Origin of the sequence: Catenisphaera adipataccumulans, assembly GCF_014202755.1 — a bacterium.
In the GTDB taxonomy this organism is placed as follows: domain Bacteria; phylum Bacillota_I; class Bacilli_A; order Erysipelotrichales; family Erysipelotrichaceae; genus Catenisphaera; species Catenisphaera adipataccumulans.
Genome location: NZ_JACHHK010000001.1, coordinates 19,922 through 40,338, shown reverse-complemented (window position 1 = coordinate 40,338; position 20,417 = coordinate 19,922). Strand labels below are relative to the sequence as shown.

Here is a 20,417-nt window from a genome sequence, read left to right as displayed (position 1 = left end):
GGATATTATACGTCAGCCGGCATCTAAATGCAAACGGGCAGAAAGTTTCTGCCCGTTGTGTTATTTGTGCTGCAAAATGATGTAATCGACTTCCGGATCCGCATTGTAGCGGGCATTGACCCGCGTACAGCCGACTCCGGCGCTGATTTCATAATCAAAGGAAAGATCCTGACTTTCGCTGCGGTTCAGCTTCTCCGCGCCTTTCTCGGTCCGATAGCCGCCGAAGAACGGATAGGTGATCTGCGTGCCGTGGGAATGTCCCGCCAAAGCGAAGTCGATCGAACGGTCGGCCAGGCTTTCATCCGTCAGCAGATCCGGTTTATGGCAGACCAGCAGGTCGTATGTCTTACCGGAAGTATGTGCGGTCGCCTTGGCAATGTGTGCCGAAGACTGCAGACCGACCAAATGGATCCCATCGCTGGAGCGATTGGTCAGCAGGACCGACTGATTGGTCAGTACTTCCACTTGTGACTGTTTGTAGATTTTCAGAACCGCCTGTTTCCGGGCGCTGTCCTGCGTGTCTTTCTCGCCGAGGACCGCAAATTTGCCCAGCGGTGCATCGATGTTGCTTAAGAAACTCCGGATCGTTTTCTTTGTCTGACTGTCCAAGACGGTATCGGTATCGAACAAGTCACCGCCGAAGATGCAGATGTCCGGTTCCAGATAGTCGATTTCTTTTTCCAGCGTTTCCAGACGTTCTTTATTTTCGAATGTTCCGTACTGCAGATCGGTGAAATACAGGATCGAAACATCATTCATCGACTCGGGAATGTCTTCACTTTCCAAAGTTATATAGTTGACCTGCAGCTGATTCGGTGCCCGATAAAATGCGTTGGCCAGAGAAATATCGAAACAAAGCACCAGCACCAGCAGAATGCTCAGGATCACGATGAGTCTTTTTTGAAGCTTTGTCATAACGCAATCATTCTATCATTTTTCCTGTGAAGTTGCCACCGATCAAAAAACCGTCCAAACGGACGGCTGTTTATGACTTTGTTTTGCGGAAACGTTTGTTCCGGCGCATATTCTGCATTTCTTCCATCGCCTGACGGGAATTGATGATGACCGGGATCACGATCGGGTTGCGGTGGGTCTTCTTATATAGATAAGGCTCCAGTGCAGAACGGACACAGTTCTTCAGTTCCGAGAACGTGGTCTTTTCTTTCATCTGCTCCTGCAGGGCTTTATTGACGATGAAGGAAGCTTCTTTCATCAGTCCCTGGCTGTTTTTTACGAAAACGAACCCGCGGGACAGGATGATCGGCTGCGCCAGCAGTGAATTGGCCTTGGAATCGATGGCGACGATCACAGCGACCAGACCGTTTTCCGCTAAGATGCGGCGGTCCTTGAGGACTGCGGTGGACAAACCGGAAATATCATTGCCGTCCACATAAATATCATCGCCTTGGAAACGCCAGTTGCTTTGGAGCACCTTATGGTTGCGCAGGATCAGGATATCGCCGTTGGCGCATACAAAGATGTTTTCCGGCGGGATCCCGACTTCCATGGCTGTGATGCGGTGCTGCATGAGCATTTTATATTCACCGTGCACCGGCATAAAATAGGTTGGTTCGATCAGCTGCATCATCAGCTTCTGTTCTTCTTTACTGGCATGGCCGGTCGTATGCAGATTGTTCAAAACCGATTTATTCAATACCGTTGCACCGGCGCGGAACAGATTGTCCACGACCCGGTTGACGCTGGACTGGTTGCCCGGGATCGGCTTGCTGGAGAAGACGATCGTATCGCCCGGTTTCACATGGATGAAACGATGGGTGCCGTTGGCGATCCGCGATAAAGCGGCCAGCGGTTCTCCCTGACTGCCGGTGCAGAGAATGCAGACCTTTTCATCCGGGGTATGGGCCAGATCTTCACGTGAAAGCATCTGGTTGTTCTTGATGTGGATGGTACCCATTTTCCGGCCGATGTCGACGGCATTCTCCATGCTGCGGCCGAAGACGATCACTTTGCGGTCACATTTCAAGGCCGCTTCGATGATCTGCGAGACACGATGGACATTCGACGCGAAAGTCGCGACGATCAGACGCTTTTTTGTGCGGCGCATGATCTCAAGGATCTCATCGGCAACTTTTCGTTCCGAAATGGAGAAATCCTCGACACCGGAGTTGGTGGAATCGGACATCAGCAGGTCGCAGTGCGATGCGCCGATAAAAGCCATCTTCTGATAATCCGCATTGGTGCCGACCGGTGTCAGGTCAAATTTGAAATCACCGGTCTCTACGATACGGCCGTTCGGGGTGTTGATCAGTACGCCCAGACTGTCGGGGATCGAGTGGATCGTATCAAAGAAGCCGACTTGGAAATAGCGCATATTGATGCTGGAATCGCCGTTGATCTCAATGATCTTTGTTCGTTCCAAGCCTTTATGTTCACTTAATTTTTTTTGAATCAATGCTTTTGCGAATCTCGGTGCGTAAATGGCGTCGATCTTCACCTGACGCAGTAAAAACGGAATACCGCCGATATGATCTTCGTGGCCGTGGGTGATCACAAGGACTTTGCGTTTTTTATTCATGCGGATCAAATGATGGTAATCCGGAATAACGTAGTCCACACCCAGCAAATCGTCGCCTGGGAATAAGACGCCGCAATCGACAATCAATATTTCATTGTCATGTTCGAAACAGTACATGTTCTTGCCGACTTCTCCTAAGCCGCCCAAGGCATAAATGAGCGTATCGCCTTTTTCGACATGATACGTGTTTCGATTGGTGTTCGTATGCCCAAGATTCTTGTATTGTTTGTTTGGCATATTGAACCTCTTTCTTTCTATCCTATTATAGCAATTTCCGTATCGAAAAAAAACAGAAGTTAAATAACTTCTGCTTCGGGATCGCTTTTCCATGGATCTTTCGGATCGATGCGGTCATAAAACAATTTACCGGATAAATGATCGATCTCGTGCTGCAGCGCGATCGCAAAGTAACCCGACGCTCTGATCTTCACTTCCTGATCCTGGATCAAATCGTAGCCGCGCACTGTCACACGCGCATGACGGAACACGTGTCCTTCGTGTTCATCCGGAACCGAGAGACAGCCTTCGCCGTTCTGCAGATAACTGTTCTGCACCGATTCAGAAATGATCTTCGGATTGGCCAGGGCCGCTTCCTTGACGCCGTCTTCTTCCGGAACAACGACCGCGATCAGCTGTTTGGGGATGCCGATCTGAATGGCCGCAATGCCGACTGCCGGCTGGATGCCTTCTTTTTCAGCCGTCTCCTCATCCTGAGAACGGTGCACGTAGTCGAGCAGCGCCTGCAGGATCCCGCGGTCTTCGTCGCTGAGCGGCAGGCTGACTTTTTCGCTGTGTCTGCGGATCAGCGGGTTGCTGTCGAGAATTATATCTTCTGCATGTATTTTCATTTTTATCACCTATGGAGTATTCTAGTCTATTTTGTTTTCATTGACAATTTTTTTGATTCATAGTTATTATAAGGGGACCGGAGGGAATCTATGCCAAAGAAAAAAAATCGAAGCTTGCTTCGTATCATACAACTGCGTCCGAAAAGCGACGGTTATATTACGTTGTCGGTCCTGGCACTGATGGTGTTCGGGAGCTTGATGATCGTTTCCACGGATATGGGAGAAACCGGCACGGCACCGTTGGTCGTTTTGATGAATATTGTCAAACAAGTGATCTTTATGGCGGTGGGCTACGGTGTGATGTGTGCTTGTTCCAAATGGTTCAGCTTCCGCCGTTTTGCCTTTTGGCAGTACGGCTTCATGGTCGTTCTTTTTCTGCTGACGGCAGCGACATTCTTGTTCTCTGCATCCGGCGGCAGTCAGGCGTGGATCCGATTGCCTGGCGGCATTACCATTCAGCCATCGGAATTCGTTAAATCCTATATGATCGCGGTCGTTGCGGCGGCGCTTTATCAGGGAAAGAGAAAAAAGGGCCTGCTGAATCATCCTGGCAGACTGTTTCGTTTTCCGCTGATCGTCATGGGGGTCTTCGGCCTTTTGATCTTGGCCCAGCGCGATATTGGAACATTGGTCATTTTACTGATGATCTTTTTGACATGTCTGCTGATTCCGTCGGTTCCTTCTTTGAAAGTGATGCAGAAACACATCAAGAGGCTTTTGGCAGCCGGCATCTGCCTCGCAATCTTATTGTTCGGCGTCACCGATATCGGAACCAATATCATTGCCCAGACACCGTTTTCACACATTGCGACGCGGGTCGCCAATGCGAAAAATCCATATAATGATATTTACGGCGAAGGCTATCAGCCGGCCAACTCGCTTTATGGTATCGCATCAAGCAATATCATCGGCCGCGGACTGGGCAATTCCAGCCGGAAATACGGCTATCTGACCCAGGCAGACAATGATTACATTTTGGCGATCGTCATCGAAGAAACGGGCATTTTCGGCTTAGCCTATATTATCTTTTTCTATATCGCGATTTTATCACGCCTGTTTCATTATGCAATGGTCACCAACGACACCGGCTATCGTGTCATATTAGGCGGTACAGCCATGTACTTGTTCATGCATTTTTTCTTGAATGTCGGAGGCGTCGCCTGCTTCATTCCGTTTACGGGCGTGCCGCTGCTGTTTATTTCCAGCGGCGGTTCCAGTCTGATCGGTATCTGTGCCGCGATGGGCATCAGCCAGAACTGCATCAGTAAGATCCGCCGGCGGGAGGAAGAGTAATGCGGATCATTGCCGGCAAGTATCGATCCCGCCGTCTGGAAAGCGTGCCGGGACAGGCGACCCGGCCGACAGCAGATAAAATCAAAGGCGCCGTTTTCTCCAGTCTCGGTCCGATCAGCGGCCGGTTTTTGGATTGCTATGCAGGCACGGGAAACATGGCGCTGGAAGCTTTGTCCAGAGGCATGGATCACGTCGTTCTGGTCGACCGGGACCGTAAAGCCGTACGTACGATCAAGAAGAATATTGCGTCCTTGCAGGCGCAGGATGCCTGTGAAGTCTATCAAGGCGATATCTTTATGATCCTGCCGCAGCTGCCCGCCTTTGATGTGGTTTATATTGATCCGCCGTATGCCAAACAGCGGAATGTTGAATTGCTTGCGAAGCTGTCTGATCATGTGGCGGATAAAGGCCGCGTGGTCATCGAAAGCCTGCCGGAAGATGTTCTGCCCGAGCGTTGTTCCGGGTTTGTCAAATATAAGGAAAAGACCTATCGGGCTTGTAAAATAACGTATTATAGAAAGGAAGGAACAGAATGAGAAAAGCTGCTTTCTGCGGAACATTTGATCCGATCACGCTCGGTCATCTGGATGTCATAAAAAGAGCCAGCCGCATCTTTGAAGAGGTGGTTGTTTTTGTGGCACCGAATTCATTGAAAAACCAGATGTTTTCAGAAGCACAGCGCAGGCAGTGGATCGAAGAAGCCTGTGCCGATCTGGACAATGTCACTGTGCGCGTTCAGCATGGTCTGACAGCAGATGCCTGCCGCCAGGCAGGTGTTCATGTGCTGATCCGCGGCATCCGCAATGAGAATGATTTCAGTTATGAACAAAACATGGATTTCATGAATCATGAAATCGATGAAAATCTGGACACGATTTGTTTTTTTACGCGCCCGGAATACCAGTATTGTTCCAGTTCCAACGTCAAAGAACTGCTGAAATATCATCAAGATATTTCCCATTTTGTGCCGGACTGTGTATGGAAGGGAGTCAAAAACAATGAAAACTTTGATTGATTGGATGAAAAACCAGGGGTATGCGGTCAGTGATCCGGATCTTTACACGGAAGCCTGCACACATTCTTCGTATGCCAATGAACATCATTCGCATATCGACAACAATGAGCGGTTGGAGTTTATGGGGGATGCGGTCCTGCAGGTGTGGAGCGCCGATCAGCTGATGCATATGCGTCCGAAAATGCATGAAGGACAGATGACGATGCTTCGGGCCCAGACTGTCTGTGAAGCTACCTTGGCAAAACTGAACGAAGAACTTGGATGGTATGAATTTTTGATGCTGGGGGTCGGCGAAGAGAAGATGGGCGGCCGGCATCGCCGCAGCATCATGGCCGATCAGTTTGAAGCCTGTATCGGTGCGATCTATCTGGATCAAGGATACGGTCTTTGCGATGAGATCCTGACCAAAGTGATGAAACCGGTCTTCACACAGGTGAAGGGGGACGATGTCACCGACTACAAGACCCATTTACAGGAGGTCATTCAGGCAGATTCACGCAAGACCATCCAATATAAATTGCTCGAAGAAACCGGTCCAAGCAATGCGCCGACCTTTAAGATGGGCGTTTATCTGGACGATATTCTGCTTGGCGTAGGTACGAGCACCACGAAAAAGAAGGCGGAACAGATGGCCGCCAAAGATGCCTTTCAGAAAATGGCACAATGATCAGAAAAGGAAGTAAATGATGGAAGTATACGAAGCGTTTGAGAAAATTTTAAGTGAGGATATTGTTTCCTATTTTAAGACCGCTACGTGGTCGGATGTGCCGGTGTATCATAAAACACGGCAGACCCTTGAACTTAAAGTGCATGTGGAACAGGCGCTTCCTTTTGATGTGTATCGAGCATGGAAACATCAGCTGCAGATCGCGCTGCATGTCGCGATCGAGGCGGAGATCACTGCGGATCAGGGCACGGTCTCATTGGCCGACCTGGATGCATATGTCAACGCAGCCGCCGGCCGGCAGCCGGTCCTGCGGCCTTTTCAGTATCTGCATCCGTTGTTGGAAAACGACACCGTGGTCTTTAACACCATGGAAGAAGAGCGTTTTTCCAAGATGCAGCGGGCAATGCCGAAGTTGACCGAAGCGCTGCAAACCTACGGCATCACGATGCATATGGTCTGTCAGAAAATTGAAGAAGACGATACGATCGAAGTCAAAGAGATGGATCTGCCGAAAACCGTTCCGATGCCGGAAAAGCCACAGCCCCGCACAAGCTACCGCCGTGAGGCGCCGACCATGCTGCCGATCCGGGATCTTCAGGCCGGAATGACCAATGTCTGCTTTGAAGGGCATATCTTCGCTTTGGAAAACCGGGAGCTGAAAAGCGGAAAACTGCTGCAGGAACTGTATATCAGCGACTATGATGATGCGATCGTTGCTAAACGATTTGAAAATAAACGGAACAGCCGCGAAGAGCTGGAAGCGATACAAAACGGTCAGACCGTGCGGATCACCGGACGGGTCGATGATGACTCTTTTCTGCATTGTCTGAGTGTCATGATCGATCGGATCGAACCGATTTCCGCATCCAAGCGTATGGATGAAGCCGCTGAAAAACGGACCGAACTGCACATCCATTCCAATTTTTCAGAAATGGACGGTGTGTGCGAAATTGAAGAGTTCATCCAGACGGCATTTGACTGGGGCATGGAAGGATTGGGGATCTGTGATCACGATGTGGTGCAGGCGTTTCCGTTCGCTCAGAATAAGGTCGACAGTTTGTTGAAAAATCATCCGGACCGAAAATTTAAGATCATGTACGGCTGTGAAATGGACATGGTCGATGAACAGTTCAAGGTCCTCTATAATAACGATCATCGCCTTTTATCGGAGGCAACCTATGTGGTTTTTGACCTGGAGACGACCGGTCTTTCCAATCGTCTGGACCGGATCATTGAATTTGGTGCAGTCAAGATGAAAAACCGCGAGGAAATTGGCCGCAAGCAGATGTTCATCAATCCGCAGATGCCGATCCCGGCGCAGATTTCTGCCTTGACGCATATCCATCAGACCGATGTAGAACATGCCAAGACCATCGAAGAAGCCTTGCCGGAATTGTTGGAGTTCATCGGGGATGCGGTTTTGATCGCGCACAATGCAACATTTGATGTCGGGTTCATGAATGCGGCCTGCCGTCAGTGCGGCCTGCCGGAACTTCGTAATCCGTGGATCGATACACTGCCGCTGGCACAGAGCCTGCTGGATCTGAAATCCTATCGGCTGGGTTCGGTCTGCCGGTTTTATCATGTGCCGTATGACGGGGAAGGCGCGCACCGCGCGGATTACGATGCTCAGGTGCTCAGCCAGTGTTTCTGTCATATGCTAAATGAATATCCTAGCGATGCCTCGCTGGATGTCCTGGAACATGTGGATTCAAGCGACAGCCTGCGCAAGGTGCATCCATATCATATTGCAGTCTATGCGAAAAATGCAGACGGTCTGAAAGAACTGTATGAACTGATCACAGCCTCGCATACCGACTATCTGGCTTATAATCGGAAATCTGTTTCGGCAAAGACCAGCGGCAAACCGCGCATTCCGCGCTCCGTGCTCAAAGCGGCCCACGATAAAGGCAATCTGCTTTTTGGTTCCGCCTGCCAGAACGGAGAAGTGTTCGAACTTGCTCAGACTCGCTCGGCAGCCGATCTGGAAGCAGCGGTGGATTTTTATGACTACATCGAGATCCAGCCGCTGGAGTGCTACAAGAATTTAATCGACCGGCATACCATTCGTTCAGTCGATGATTTAAAACAAATCTTGATGTTTATCATGGATGCAGCCAAAAAGAAAGGCACACCAGTCGCAGCGACGGGAGATGCGCATTATGTCGATCCCCATGAGAAGCGGATCCGGGATATCTATATCAATGCCAAAGCTATCGGCGGCCTGCGCCACCCGCTGTATATCTACGATGCGCAGAAGCGTAAGATGACCTCTGCACCAAGCCAGCATCTACGTACGACGGATGAGATGTTCAAGGAGTTTGACTGGCTGGAGGATAAAGAAGCGTATCAGATCATTGTGGAAAATCCAAAAAAGATCCTGGAACAAGCGGAAACCATTTATCCGTTGAAAAAGGGAACCTATCCGCCGAAGATGGAAGGGTCCGATCAAAAACTGCGCGATATTTGTTTCGAGACGGCGCATCATACCTATGGGGAAGAATTGCCGGATCTCGTAGAGAAACGGCTGAACCGTGAGCTTGACAGCATCATCGGCAACGGATATGCGGTCGTTTACTACATCTCGCATTTGTTGGTGAAAAAAAGCAACGAAGACGGATACATCGTCGGTTCCCGTGGTTCGGTCGGTTCCAGTTTCGTCGCCACGATGTCCGGGATCACCGAGGTCAATCCGCTGATCCCGCATTATATCTGTCCAAAATGTCATCATTACGAGTTCTTGGAGGAAGGAACTGTATCTTCCGGATTTGATCTGGAGGACAAGACGTGTCCGGTCTGCGGGGCAACGATGCGCGGCGACGGACAGGATATTCCGTTTGAAACGTTCCTTGGTTTCGAGGGCGAAAAAGTGCCGGATATTGATTTGAACTTTTCCGGGGAATATCAGCCGGTCGCCCATAATTATTGTAAAGAGGTATTCGGCGAAGAACATGCATTCCGTGCCGGTACGGTCGGCACGGTCGCGGAAAAAACCGCGTACGGTTATGTGAAAGGATATGAAGAGGAAATGGGCTTGGAGCCATTCAGCGAAGCGAAGCGGATGGATCTGGCCAAAGGCTGTGAAGGTGTCAAACGGACGACCGGTCAGCATCCGGCCGGCATTGTCATCGTGCCTGATGATATGGATGTGCACGATTTTACGCCGGTGCAGTATCCTGCCAATAACCCGATGTCGGAATGGAAAACAACGCATTTCGATTTCCATCAGATTCACGATAATATTTTGAAATTCGATATTCTGGGTCATGTGGATCCAACCGCGATGCGCATGTTGGAAGATATCACCGGCATCAAGGTCACGACCCTGCCGATGAACGATAAAGATACGATGGCGATTTTCTCTTCGACCGAGACGCTCAAGATCGACACGACGCGTTATGATCAGATCACTGGTGCGGCCGGCCTGCCGGAATTCGGTACGCCGTTCGTGCGCGGCATCCTGGAAAAGACGCGGCCGACGACGTTCTCGGAATTGGTCACGATTTCCGGTCTGAGCCACGGTACGGATGTATGGTTGGGCAATGCGGAAACGCTGATCGACAACGGGACATGCAAGCTGAGCGAGGTCATTGGATGCCGTGATGACATCATGGTTGATTTGATGGGTTACGGTCTGGAGCCAAAGACGGCATTCACGATCATGGAAAGTGTCCGGAAAGGACGCGGTCTGAAGGATGAATGGATCAAAGAAATGCGGGCGCATGATGTGCCGGAATGGTTCATTGATTCGTGTCTGAAGATCAAGTATATGTTCCCGAAAGCGCATGCGGTCGCCTATGTGACCATGGCCGTGCGCATTGCCTGGTTCAAGGTCCATCAGCCGCTGGCTTACTACTGCATGTTCTTCAGCATCCGCTGTGATGCGTATGATATTCAGACGATGATTGCCGGAGAAGAAGCAATCCGGGCGCGGATGACTGAACTGAAAACGAAAATGTCCAACAACACGGCAGAGAAAAAGGACAACGACATCTACAACACATTGGAGCTGGCGCTGGAAATGTACTGCCGCGGCTACCGCTTTTCAAATATCAGCATCAAACGTTCGCAGGCAACGGATTTTATCATCGATCCGGATCAGGAGAACAGTATCCTGCCGCCGTTCACAAGCATTGACGGCCTGGGAGCGAATGTTGCTAATTCCATTGTCAAAGCCCGCGAAGAAGAAGCGTTCCTTTCCAAGGAAGATGTGCTCAAGCGTACGCAGCTTTCGAAATCGTTGATGCAGACGATGGATGCGATGGGGGCGCTGGAAGATTTGGATGATTTAAATCAAATGCGTTTATTCTGATGCAAAATCCCGTTTAAATGCGGTATACTAGACGAAAAGGAGATTCGAAAATGCGAGATACAGAAATGTTTAAGATCATCGAAGACGAGGAAAATCGTCAGCGTGACAATGTGGAATTGATTGCCAGCGAGAACTTTGTTTCAGCTGAGGTCCGGGAAGCACAGGGCAGTGTACTGACCAATAAATATGCGGAAGGTCTGCCGGGCAAACGTTACTACGGCGGCTGTGTCAATATTGACCGGGCGGAGCAGCTGACCAAAGACCGTGCTATGAAATTGTTCGGTGCCGAGTTTGTCAACGTGCAGCCGCATTCCGGTGCGCAGGCAAATATGGCCGTCTACAATGCGATTCTGCAGCCGGGGGATACGGTCATGGGAATGAACCTGACGTCCGGCGGTCATCTGACACATGGTTCGCCTGTTAACTTCTCCGGTAAGCTTTATCATTTTACAGAATATAACGTAAACAAAGAAACAGAACGCATCGATTACGATGAGCTGGAACGCATGGCCATGGAAATTAAGCCGAAATTGATAGTCGGCGGTGCCAGTGCGTATCCGCGCATCATCGATTTCAAACGCTTCGGTGAGATCGCACACAAATGCGGTGCGTATCTGATGATCGATATGGCGCATATCGCCGGCCTGGTCGCAGCCGGCCTGCATCCAAGCCCGATCCCGTATGCCGATTTTGTGACAACTACGACGCATAAAACCCTGCGCGGCCCGCGCGGCGGCATGATCTTCGCCAAAAAAGAATATGCCAAGAAGATCAATTCAAGCGTCTTCCCAGGCTGCCAGGGCGGCCCGCTGGAACATGTCATCGCGGCAAAAGGGGTCTGCTTGTATGAGGCGATGACGCCGCAGTTCAAAGAATACATGAAACAGACGCTGCAGAACGTGCAGGTCCTGGCTTCGATCTTTGATGAAGCCGGTATCCGGATGGTTTCCGGCGGCAGCGACAACCATTTGATTTTGATGGACGTCAAATCCAGTTTGGGCATGACCGGAAAACGGGCGGAGCATTTATTGGATCTGGCGGGCATTACCGTCAATAAGAATACGATCCCGTTTGAAACGGAAAAACCGTTTGTGACATCCGGTGTCCGTCTGGGTACGGCTGCCATGACCAGCCGCGGATTCAAAGACGCTGAGTTTGAACAAGTCGGTCATTGGATCGTGGATGTGCTGAAACATGATGATGAGGATCATGCAGCAGCGGTCAAGGCAAATGTCGTGAAACTGACGCGTCAGTTCCCGGCGGAGGCTGTTCTTTGATCCGGATCATTGCCATCGGTAAAAATAAAGACCATTCACTGCAGGCGCTTGAGGAGGAATATCTCAAGCGCTTGTCCGCTTTTTGTAAGGTGGAAGTCGTGCAGGTCAAGGATGAGGCCGATGTGCATGCAGAACGTCCCGGACAGGCACGCGCCATCAAGGAAAAAGAAGGTGTCCGCGTTTTAGGTAAATTGAAAGCAGATGATTTTGTGATCCTGCTGGATCTGCACGGCCAGATGTGGTCGAGCGAGCAATTTGCGGAAAAAATGCAGAAATGGCAGACCAGCCATGCGAGTCTGGTATTTGTGATCGCCGGTTCGCTTGGTCCGAGCGAAGCATTGGTGCAGCGGGCTGATGTGCGTTGGAAACTGTCCGATCTGACATTTACGCACTTGATGACACGGGTCCTGGTGCTGGAACAAATTTACCGAAGTTTCATGATCAATGCGGGCCGAAATTATCATAAATAAAGTATTGTAACTTCTTTGGTTTTTGTGCTATTTTATCATTAGTAATAAGGGGATAAAAATGAAGTTCTATAGGGGATTGGTGATTGTCAATATTCTGGTCGCAGTCATTGTTTTATATGAGGTCATCGGATATGCGTGGGTGCACAGTCATACGTACTGCCTGAGCCTGCCGGGGGATATTTTTTTGGTGATCATCTGCGCAGCAGATATATTCTATTGTTTGAAAACACGGAAGAAATGAAGAGCGCTTGCCGAAAGCGCTTTTTTCGTGGCTTTTTATCTATGAAATACAAATTTCCAGTGGTATAATATCTACTGATAGTAATACAGTAGGAGGAAAAAAAATGACAAAAAGAACTGTAAGAGATCTTGACGTTGCCGGTAAACGAGTACTGGTTCGCTGCGATTTCAACGTGCCGCAGAAAGACGGTGTGATTTCCAATGATAACCGTATTCAGGCGGCTTTGCCGACGATCAAATATTTGATCGAGCACAAAGCGAAGATCGTATTGTTCTCTCACTTAGGAAAAATTAAAAAGGAAGAGGATAAGGCGAAAAATAATCTGAAGTGTGTCGCTGACCGCCTTCAGGAATTGCTGCCGGATACAAAAGTTACATTCGTACCGGTTACCCGCGGCAAAGAACTGGAAGATGCAGTTGCTGCACTGAATGATGGTGAAATCGTTCTGGTTCAGAATACCCGTTATGAGCCGGGCGAAACCAAGAACGATCCGGAACTGGGCAAATACTGGGCAAGCTTAGGCGATATGTTTGTCGAAGATGCATTCGGCTCTGTTCACCGTGCACATGCTTCCACAGTTGGAATTCCTACATATTTGAAAGATAACGCATTGGGCTTCTTGGTTGAAAAGGAAGTCAAGATGCTGGGCAAAGCAGTGGATACGCCGGAACATCCGTTCGTAGCCATCATCGGCGGTGCGAAAGTTTCGGATAAGATCACTGTGATCGGCAACATGCTGGAGAAAGCCGATAAAGTCATCATCGGCGGCGGCATGGCTTACACGTTCATGAAGGCACAGGGCGGTAAGATCGGTAATTCGCTGTGCGAAGACGACCGCATTGAAGTTGCCAAGGAAACATTGGCAAAAGGCGGCGACAAGATCGTGCTGCCGGTTGATAATGTTTGTGCAGATGCCTTCAGCGAAGATGCCAACACCCAGATCTGCGCATCCGGAGAGATTCCTGACGGATGGCAGGGATTGGATATTGGTCCGGAAAGCGTTGAATTGTTCAAGAAAACTTTGCAGGGCGCTAAGACAGTCGTTTGGAACGGTCCGATGGGCGTATTTGAAATGGATAAATTTGCCAAAGGTACCTTGGCAGTCTGCACTGCTATTTCTGAATTACCGGGTGCGACCACTGTGATCGGCGGCGGCGACAGTGCTGCAGCAGCCATCAAACTGGGATTCCGCGATAAATTCTCCCACATCTCTACAGGCGGCGGCGCTTCCTTAGAGTACATGGAAGGTAAAACATTACCAGGTATTGCGGTCATCGCAGATGAGGACTAATTGAAAAAGGAGATAATTTAAATGAGCAGAAAACCTATTATTGTCGGAAACTGGAAAATGAATAAAAATAATGCCGAAACAAAGGCATTCTTTGAAGCGGTTGACGCAGCAGCAGCCGGAGATACGGCGACATACGGAATTGGTGCACCGTTTACGGATCTGCAGACAGCTATTGCCAACGCAAAGAATCTGATCGTTGCGGCTGAAAACTGCCACTTTGAAGATGCTGGTGCATTCACGGGCGAAGTTTCCGTACCGATGCTGGAAGAACTGGGCTTGAAATACTGCATCATCGGTCACTCGGAACGCCGTCAGATGTTCGGTGATACGAATGAAACTGTAAACAAGAAGGCGCATCGTCTGATCAAAGCCGGTATCACACCGATCCTGTGCATTGGTGAGACTGAAGCAGAATTTGATGCCGGACAGTCAGAACAAGTCATCCGCGATGAATTGGCAGGTTCTTTGAAAGACCTGGCACCGGAAGCTGTTGCGAATATGGTCATCGCTTATGAGCCGATCTGGGCAATCGGAACCGGCAAGAGCGCATCGGTCGAAATTGCAGAAAACTGCTGCAAGACCGTACGTGATGCGGTCCGTGATATGTTTGGTGATGAAGCAGCCGATAAGGTCCGCATTCAATACGGCGGCAGCGTAAAACCGAACAATGTTGTTGAGTATATGGCACAGCCGGATATCGATGGTGCATTGATCGGCGGCGCCAGCCTGAAAGCTGACAGCTTTATCGAAATCATCGAAAAAACAAAGTAAGATGTATGAAAACCGTTGTGACTGATCACAGCGGTTTTTTTCTGTCTTGCATTTCCTATCAAAGTTGTGTATCATAAACACGTTGTGTTGTGAGTTATCATTCTGATTTTGAAGTGAAATAGGAAAGAAATATAGCTTTTTTGCGGGTAAATTGGAAATGTAAACTTGAAATACACAAATTGACGTGTTAAAGTATTGTTGTATTCAAAATTACTGACTGGGGGTATGTAATGTTATGAATTTTGTAGAAAGCAACGGAAAAAAGGTTGCCGCGATCCTCTGTGTGGCGTCATGCTTTCCGGTCGTAGCAGGAATCTACGCACAGGGAACAGCGCCGGGATGGCACGGTGACAAATATGTTAATGCGAATAAAACGGTAGCAAAAGGCTGGCAGAACATCGGCAGCAAGATGTATTACTTCGAAGAAGACGGAACCGTCAACGAGAAGAAAACAAAGAGTGCTGTCGTAGCCAACGTTTCCACGGATATCGCTAAAGATATCAAGGGAACAGTAGAAGAATCTTTAAAAGAGACTGTTGAAGCGGAAAACCAGCGTATCGATCAGGCGAATGCACAAACGGAAGCAGAAACTGCCACTGCTCAGGCAGAAGAAGCAACCGCTGCTGAAGATACAACGGCACAGGATACCGCTCAGACAACGGAAACTACTGCATCAACGGAAGCAACTGCAGCAACTGCAACAACTGCTACCGATCCTGTGGACGCATTAGTAAACACAAGTGATGCACAGACCACTGACGCATCAAACACAACTGAAGCTTCAACAGTTAATGCTCAAACTGTTGAGACTGCAGCACAGGAAACAGAAGTTGCAGCAACTGCTCTGCAGACGGCTGATACGACAACGACTGCTGATACTACGGCAGCCACTACAACTGCGACGGATACGACTGCAGCCACTAATACCACTACAACCACAGCTGCCAATACCAATACAAGTACAACTACGGCAGCAGCTGCGACGGATACTTCTGCATCGACTTCGACGACAACAACTACGACATCGAACACAAATGTCAACGGCGTCAACAATGCAGCCATTGCTTCTGCAGCAATGAGTCTGGTCGGAACAACGGATGGTTATCAGTGTACAGAAGTTGTAGCAGCAGCACTTGCCGCAGCCGGATATGACGGAACAGTTTATTCTCCGGAACAGTATTTGGCAATGTGTACCGTTGTCAGTGCTGATCAGGCAGTTGCAGGTAACTTGATTTATTATGCCGACGGCGGAACGGGTTATTCCCACATCGCTATTTACGAAGGCAACGGAATGGCCGTACAGGGTAACTATGACGGCAAGACGGTTTATACGTCAGCCACTCTGTATTACGGTTCAGATCCGGTTTATCTGCAGTATAACGGTTAATGAAAAACTTGGCGCAAGCCAAGTTTTTTTTTAGAAAGGAGCACACAATGAACACATTTACAACGCGCCGAAGTGTGCGGAACTTTAATGAGAAAACAGTAAAAAAATCAGATCTAGAAAAAATTGTCTATGCGGGACAATGTGCCGCCAACGGGATGAACCGGCAGCACTTGATCTTTGTGGTCCTGCAGGATCGGGAAGAAATTCAACGGCTTTCAAAGCTGAATGCTCAGATCATGGGAAAACCGGAGATGGATCCATTTTATGGCAGTTCCTCCATCATTGTGGTCTTTGCGGATGCCAATGATCCGACCTATATCGAGGACGGAGCACTGGCCATCGGCAATATGCTGAATCAGGCACATGAGATGCATATTGGTTCCTGTTGGATCCATCGGGCAAGAGAAGAATTTGAAAATGAGGAAACCAATGACATGCGTAAAAAGTGGAACATTCCCCAGTCGTATCAGGCCATTGGGCACTGCGTGCTTGGCTATGAGGATCATTCTGGTGAGAAAGAAATTACCTCAAAGGTGGTCTGGGATCTATGATGCGCATCGGACAGGCAGTGGATATTCATCCGCTGACGGATGGCCGCAACCTGATCCTGGGCGGCGTCCGGATCCCGCATGAGAAAGGCTGCGACGGTCATTCGGATGCCGATGTCCTGCTGCATGCGGTCGGGGAAAGCATTCTCGGCGCGCTTGCGTTAGGTGATCTGGGCCATCATTTTCCGGATACCGATCCGCGGTATAAAGGCATCGACAGCCAGGTATTACTGCGGCATATTTATGAACTCATGCACGATAAAGGATATCGGATCATCAATCTGGATGCGACGATCATGGCGGAACGGCCGAAAATGGCGCCGTATATCGAAACGATGCGCCGTAATATTGCCGCATGCCTGCACTGCAGGATCGATCAGGTTTCTGTCAAGGCGACCCGCGGGGAAAAGCTAGGCTTTGTCGGCCGCCAGGAAGGCATTCAGTGCCTTTGTGTTTGTTTACTGGGGGAAACAGAATGAAAGTTGTCGTACAGCGCTGTAAATATGCCAAATGTACCATTGACGGCCGTGTCACTGGGCAGATCGACCAAGGATACTGCCTGTTTGTTGGTTTCACACAAAGTGATACGCCGGAGGTCGTAACGAAAATGGTCCGGAAGATCGCGAAGCTGCGCATTTTTAATGATGAAAATGGTAAAATGAATGTGTCGATCCAGGACGTCCACGGATCGGTACTGTCTATTTCGCAGTTTACGCTGTATGCGGATGCGAAAAAGGGCAACCGGCCGAGCTTTGTGAAAGCCGCAAAACCGGATCAGGCGATTCCGCTTTATGAACAATTCAATGAAGCTTTCAAGACCTATGATATTCCGGTTGAAACCGGTGTATTCGGTGCTGATATGAAAATTGAATTATACAATGACGGACCGGTGACGATCATCCTGGACAGTGAGGAGGTTCAGTAATGGAGATTATTTGGGGAAACGAATTATCAAAGAAAATCAAGTCGGAAATCAAAACCGAAGTGGAACAATATAAAGCGCAGGGAAAACGTGTGCCGATTTTATCCGTGATCCTGGTCGGAGACAATCCGGCCAGTCAGTCGTATGTGCGCTCGAAAGCCAAAGCGTGCTATGCGGTCGGGATGGAAAACCGCACCATTCATCTGGATGCGAATATCACCCAGGAAAAACTGCAGGAAGTCATTGCCGGACAGAATGCCGATCCGGCTGTGGATGGGATCCTCGTGCAGCTGCCGCTGCCGAAACATTTAGATGCTGATCAAGCCATCGATGCGATCGATCCGTCGAAAGATGTTGACGGGCTGCATCCGGTCAATGCGGGCTGTCTGCTGACCGGCCGCAAGGGTTTTGTGCCTTGTACGCCAAAAGGCATCATGGCGATGTTGGAGTCGGTCGGACTGGATGATCTGTCCGGTAAGCGCGCGGTCGTCTGCGGCCGCAGCAATCTGGTCGGCAAACCGGTTGCTTTGCTTCTGCAGAATAAGAATGCGACCGTGACCATCGTACATTCCCGTACACCGGAAATTGAATCCATTACTTCACAAGCAGATATTTTGATTGCCGCCATCGGCCGGCCGAAGATGATCAAAGCAAACTGGATCAAAAAGGGCGCTGTCGTGATCGATGTCGGCATCAACCGCATGGAAAACGGCAAATTATGCGGCGATGTGGACTTTGATGATGTCAAAGATAAAGTCACCGCGATCAGTCCGGTGCCGAAAGGGGTTGGACCGATGACTGTATGTATGTTACTATCGAATACGTTGGAAGCGTATCAGCTTCATGAAAGAGGGTAGACGATGGTTGAAAAAGACTATGATTTAAATGATATCGTGGAAATGAAAAAGGAGCATCCGTGCCATAAATCCAAAGAATGGAAGATCATCCGCATGGGTGCAGATATCCGCATCAAATGCCTGGGCTGCGGTGCCAGTGTTTTGATGCCGCGTTCCAAATTTGAAAAGAAATTAAAACGCGTGGTCCGCAAGGCCAATGAAACAGAAGGGGAGGATGCATCATGCCGTTGACCGCTGGAATCGTCGGCCTGCCGAATGTCGGTAAATCGACATTGTTCAATGCCATCACCAATTCACAGGTCGAAGCTGCCAATTATCCGTTCGCAACGATCCAGCCGAATGTCGGTGTCGTCGAAGTGCCGGATCATCGCATCGATCGTCTGGCGGAACTTTTTCATCCAAAACGGACGATCTATACGACATTTGAATTTACTGATATTGCCGGATTGGTCAAAGGGGCCAGCCAAGGCGAAGGTTTAGGAAATCAGTTTTTATCGAACATCCGGCTGACGGATGCCATCTGCCATGTGGTGCGCTGTTTTGAAGATAAGAACATCACCCATGTCGAAGATTCCATTGACCCGGCCCGTGATGCGGAAATCATCAATCTGGAATTGATCATGGCTGATTTACAGACGATCGAAAACCGGATCGCAAAGGTCGAACGGAAGGCAAAAACGACCAAAGATAAGGAAGCCCGCGCGGAAATGGACCTGCTCGAACGGCTGAAACCGCATTTGGAAGCCGGCCAGCCGGCCCGTTCACTGGATATCAGCGAAGAGGAAGCCGTCTTCTTAAAAAGTTATAATCTGCTGACCGCAAAACCGGTAATTTATGTCGCAAATATGGATGAGGTCGGCATAACGGATCCGGAAGCCGATCCGTATTTTCAAGCTTTGAAACAAGTGGCGGAAAAGGAGCATGCCGAAGTAGTGCCGCTTTGTGCTAAGATCGAAGAAGATCTCTCGGGCATGAGCACCGAAGAAAAGGATTTATTCCTGGAAGATCTAGGATTACCGAACAGCGGTTTGGATACCTTGATCCAAAAAGCTTATGCGGTGCTGGATCTATGTACGTTCCTGACCGCCGGCGAGGATGAATGCCGGGCATGGACCTTCCGCCGCGGCATGAAAGCACCGGACTGTGCCGGCATCATTCATACTGACTTTAAAAAAGGTTTCATCCGTGCCGAAGTATATACTTTTGAGGATATCGATCATTACGGCAGCGAGCAGGCCATCAAGGAAGCCGGCAAGCTGCGCCTGGAAGGCAAAGATTATGTCGTACAGGACGGCGATATCATGCATTTCCGATTCAATGTATAGCGCCAGTGAATTATTTCAGCCGCTCAATCTGCTTTCGACCCTGCTTGCGGTCATCCTGGCCATGGGTGTCCATGAGGCCGGACATGCCTGGGCAGCTTGGAAATTGGGAGATCCGACCGCGAAACAGAACGGCCGCCTGACCTTGAATCCATTTGAACATGTGGATTGGTTCGGTTTGATCTGTCTGGTGTTCTTTGGGTTCGGCTGGGCAAAACCTGTCGATGTGGATCCGCGTTATTTCCGCAATCCGAAAGGCGGCATGGCCTGGACGGCTTTTGCCGGCCCGGCTGCGAACTTTGTGCTGGGATTTCTTTGTGTGCTGGGAACTTTGCTGCTGTCGGCGGCCGACGGTTCGGCCCTGGCATACATTCTGAGCATGGTCTTGTCACGTACTGCCATATTATCGGTGGGGTTTGGTATTTTCAACTTGATTCCGATCCCGCCGCTGGACGGTGCCAAAGTCTTGTATGTATTCCTGCCCGATGAAACATATTTCCGGGTCAACCGCGGATCGCCGGTTTTTTTGATCGCATTCATCATTATTTTGTATACCGGCGTATTTGATACGTTCTTACAGAATGCCGAAGTCGGGATCCTTGCGTTTTTCCTGCACATCTGCGAAATGATCACGGGAATCTAAGCCGAGCGATCGGCTTT

The 20,417-nt window shown here is 49.5% G+C and carries 21 protein-coding genes; 18 read left to right on the top strand and 3 right to left on the bottom strand.

The window, feature by feature from the left end; genetic code table 11:
• Nucleotides 1-60: 60 nt before the first annotated feature.
• From HNQ47_RS00230 to def, 3 genes are all read right to left on the bottom strand, one after another.
• Nucleotides 61-915 (bottom strand): metallophosphoesterase, encoded by an 855-nt coding sequence (locus HNQ47_RS00230; RefSeq protein WP_183326416.1) that lies wholly within the window; start codon nt 913-915, stop codon nt 61-63.
• Nucleotides 916-985: 70 nt separating this feature from the next.
• Complete coding sequence (locus HNQ47_RS00225; protein ID WP_183326414.1) at nt 986-2,773, bottom strand: ribonuclease J; 1,788 nt, start codon at nt 2,771-2,773, stop codon at nt 986-988.
• 59 nt (nt 2,774-2,832) lie between these two features.
• A complete protein-coding gene (def, locus tag HNQ47_RS00220; protein WP_183326412.1) occupies nt 2,833-3,384 on the bottom strand; it encodes a peptide deformylase in 552 nt (183 codons plus the stop codon).
• Between the two features lie 90 nt (nt 3,385-3,474).
• Between def and HNQ47_RS00215 the strand changes: the two genes are divergently transcribed.
• The 18 genes from HNQ47_RS00215 (at nt 3,475) to HNQ47_RS00130 (ending at nt 20,400) form a co-directional block, all read left to right on the top strand.
• Nucleotides 3,475-4,677 carry an FtsW/RodA/SpoVE family cell cycle protein gene (locus tag HNQ47_RS00215; protein ID WP_183326410.1) on the top strand — a complete coding sequence of 401 codons (1,203 nt, stop codon included), beginning with the start codon at nt 3,475-3,477 and terminating at the stop codon, nt 4,675-4,677.
• Nucleotides 4,677-5,213, top strand: a complete 537-nt coding sequence (rsmD, locus tag HNQ47_RS00210) for a 16S rRNA (guanine(966)-N(2))-methyltransferase RsmD (RefSeq protein WP_183326408.1) — start codon at nt 4,677-4,679, stop codon at nt 5,211-5,213. The genes HNQ47_RS00215 and rsmD overlap by 1 nt, the downstream gene beginning before the upstream one ends.
• Nucleotides 5,210-5,692 (top strand): pantetheine-phosphate adenylyltransferase, encoded by a 483-nt coding sequence (coaD, locus tag HNQ47_RS00205; RefSeq protein WP_183326405.1) that lies wholly within the window; start codon nt 5,210-5,212, stop codon nt 5,690-5,692. The genes rsmD and coaD overlap by 4 nt, the downstream gene beginning before the upstream one ends.
• Nucleotides 5,676-6,359 carry a ribonuclease III gene (gene rnc, locus HNQ47_RS00200; RefSeq protein WP_183326403.1) on the top strand — a complete coding sequence of 228 codons (684 nt, stop codon included), beginning with the start codon at nt 5,676-5,678 and terminating at the stop codon, nt 6,357-6,359. Before coaD ends, rnc begins: the two co-directional genes overlap by 17 nt.
• 19 nt (nt 6,360-6,378) lie before the next feature.
• A complete protein-coding gene (locus tag HNQ47_RS00195; RefSeq protein ID WP_246345979.1) occupies nt 6,379-10,671 on the top strand; it encodes a PolC-type DNA polymerase III in 4,293 nt (1,430 codons plus the stop codon).
• 50 nt (nt 10,672-10,721) lie between these two features.
• Nucleotides 10,722-11,948: a serine hydroxymethyltransferase gene (gene glyA, locus HNQ47_RS00190; RefSeq protein ID WP_183326400.1), complete on the top strand. Its 1,227-nt coding sequence runs from the start codon at nt 10,722-10,724 to the stop codon at nt 11,946-11,948.
• Entirely contained in the window at nt 11,945-12,418 is a 474-nt protein-coding gene (locus HNQ47_RS00185; RefSeq protein WP_183326398.1) for a 23S rRNA (pseudouridine(1915)-N(3))-methyltransferase RlmH, read from the top strand. Before glyA ends, HNQ47_RS00185 begins: the two co-directional genes overlap by 4 nt.
• A gap of 58 nt (nt 12,419-12,476) precedes the next feature.
• Complete coding sequence (locus tag HNQ47_RS00180) at nt 12,477-12,659, top strand: hypothetical protein (RefSeq protein ID WP_183326396.1); 183 nt, start codon at nt 12,477-12,479, stop codon at nt 12,657-12,659.
• Nucleotides 12,660-12,762: 103 nt separating this feature from the next.
• The gene (locus tag HNQ47_RS00175; RefSeq protein ID WP_183326394.1) at nt 12,763-13,950 is read left to right on the top strand and encodes a phosphoglycerate kinase; all 1,188 of its coding nucleotides are present in this window, start codon (nt 12,763-12,765) and stop codon (nt 13,948-13,950) included.
• 21 nt (nt 13,951-13,971) lie between these two features.
• Nucleotides 13,972-14,721: a triose-phosphate isomerase gene (gene tpiA, locus HNQ47_RS00170; RefSeq protein ID WP_183326392.1), complete on the top strand. Its 750-nt coding sequence runs from the start codon at nt 13,972-13,974 to the stop codon at nt 14,719-14,721.
• A 235-nt stretch (nt 14,722-14,956) separates the two neighbouring features.
• Complete coding sequence (locus HNQ47_RS00165) at nt 14,957-16,108, top strand: NlpC/P60 family protein (protein ID WP_183326390.1); 1,152 nt, start codon at nt 14,957-14,959, stop codon at nt 16,106-16,108.
• 47 nt (nt 16,109-16,155) lie between these two features.
• Complete coding sequence (locus HNQ47_RS00160) at nt 16,156-16,659, top strand: nitroreductase family protein (RefSeq protein ID WP_183326388.1); 504 nt, start codon at nt 16,156-16,158, stop codon at nt 16,657-16,659.
• A complete protein-coding gene (ispF, locus tag HNQ47_RS00155; protein ID WP_183326386.1) occupies nt 16,656-17,135 on the top strand; it encodes a 2-C-methyl-D-erythritol 2,4-cyclodiphosphate synthase in 480 nt (159 codons plus the stop codon). The genes HNQ47_RS00160 and ispF overlap by 4 nt, the downstream gene beginning before the upstream one ends.
• Complete coding sequence (gene dtd / locus HNQ47_RS00150; RefSeq protein ID WP_183326384.1) at nt 17,132-17,581, top strand: D-aminoacyl-tRNA deacylase; 450 nt, start codon at nt 17,132-17,134, stop codon at nt 17,579-17,581. Before ispF ends, dtd begins: the two co-directional genes overlap by 4 nt.
• Nucleotides 17,581-18,435 (top strand): bifunctional methylenetetrahydrofolate dehydrogenase/methenyltetrahydrofolate cyclohydrolase FolD, encoded by an 855-nt coding sequence (gene folD, locus HNQ47_RS00145; protein WP_183326382.1) that lies wholly within the window; start codon nt 17,581-17,583, stop codon nt 18,433-18,435. Before dtd ends, folD begins: the two co-directional genes overlap by 1 nt.
• A 3-nt stretch (nt 18,436-18,438) precedes the next feature.
• The gene (locus HNQ47_RS00140; protein ID WP_183326380.1) at nt 18,439-18,666 is read left to right on the top strand and encodes a DUF951 domain-containing protein; all 228 of its coding nucleotides are present in this window, start codon (nt 18,439-18,441) and stop codon (nt 18,664-18,666) included.
• Nucleotides 18,657-19,760 carry a redox-regulated ATPase YchF gene (ychF, locus tag HNQ47_RS00135; protein WP_183326378.1) on the top strand — a complete coding sequence of 368 codons (1,104 nt, stop codon included), beginning with the start codon at nt 18,657-18,659 and terminating at the stop codon, nt 19,758-19,760. The genes HNQ47_RS00140 and ychF overlap by 10 nt, the downstream gene beginning before the upstream one ends.
• Complete coding sequence (locus tag HNQ47_RS00130) at nt 19,753-20,400, top strand: site-2 protease family protein (protein WP_183326376.1); 648 nt, start codon at nt 19,753-19,755, stop codon at nt 20,398-20,400. The genes ychF and HNQ47_RS00130 overlap by 8 nt, the downstream gene beginning before the upstream one ends.
• The last annotated feature ends 17 nt before the right edge of the window (nt 20,401-20,417 follow it).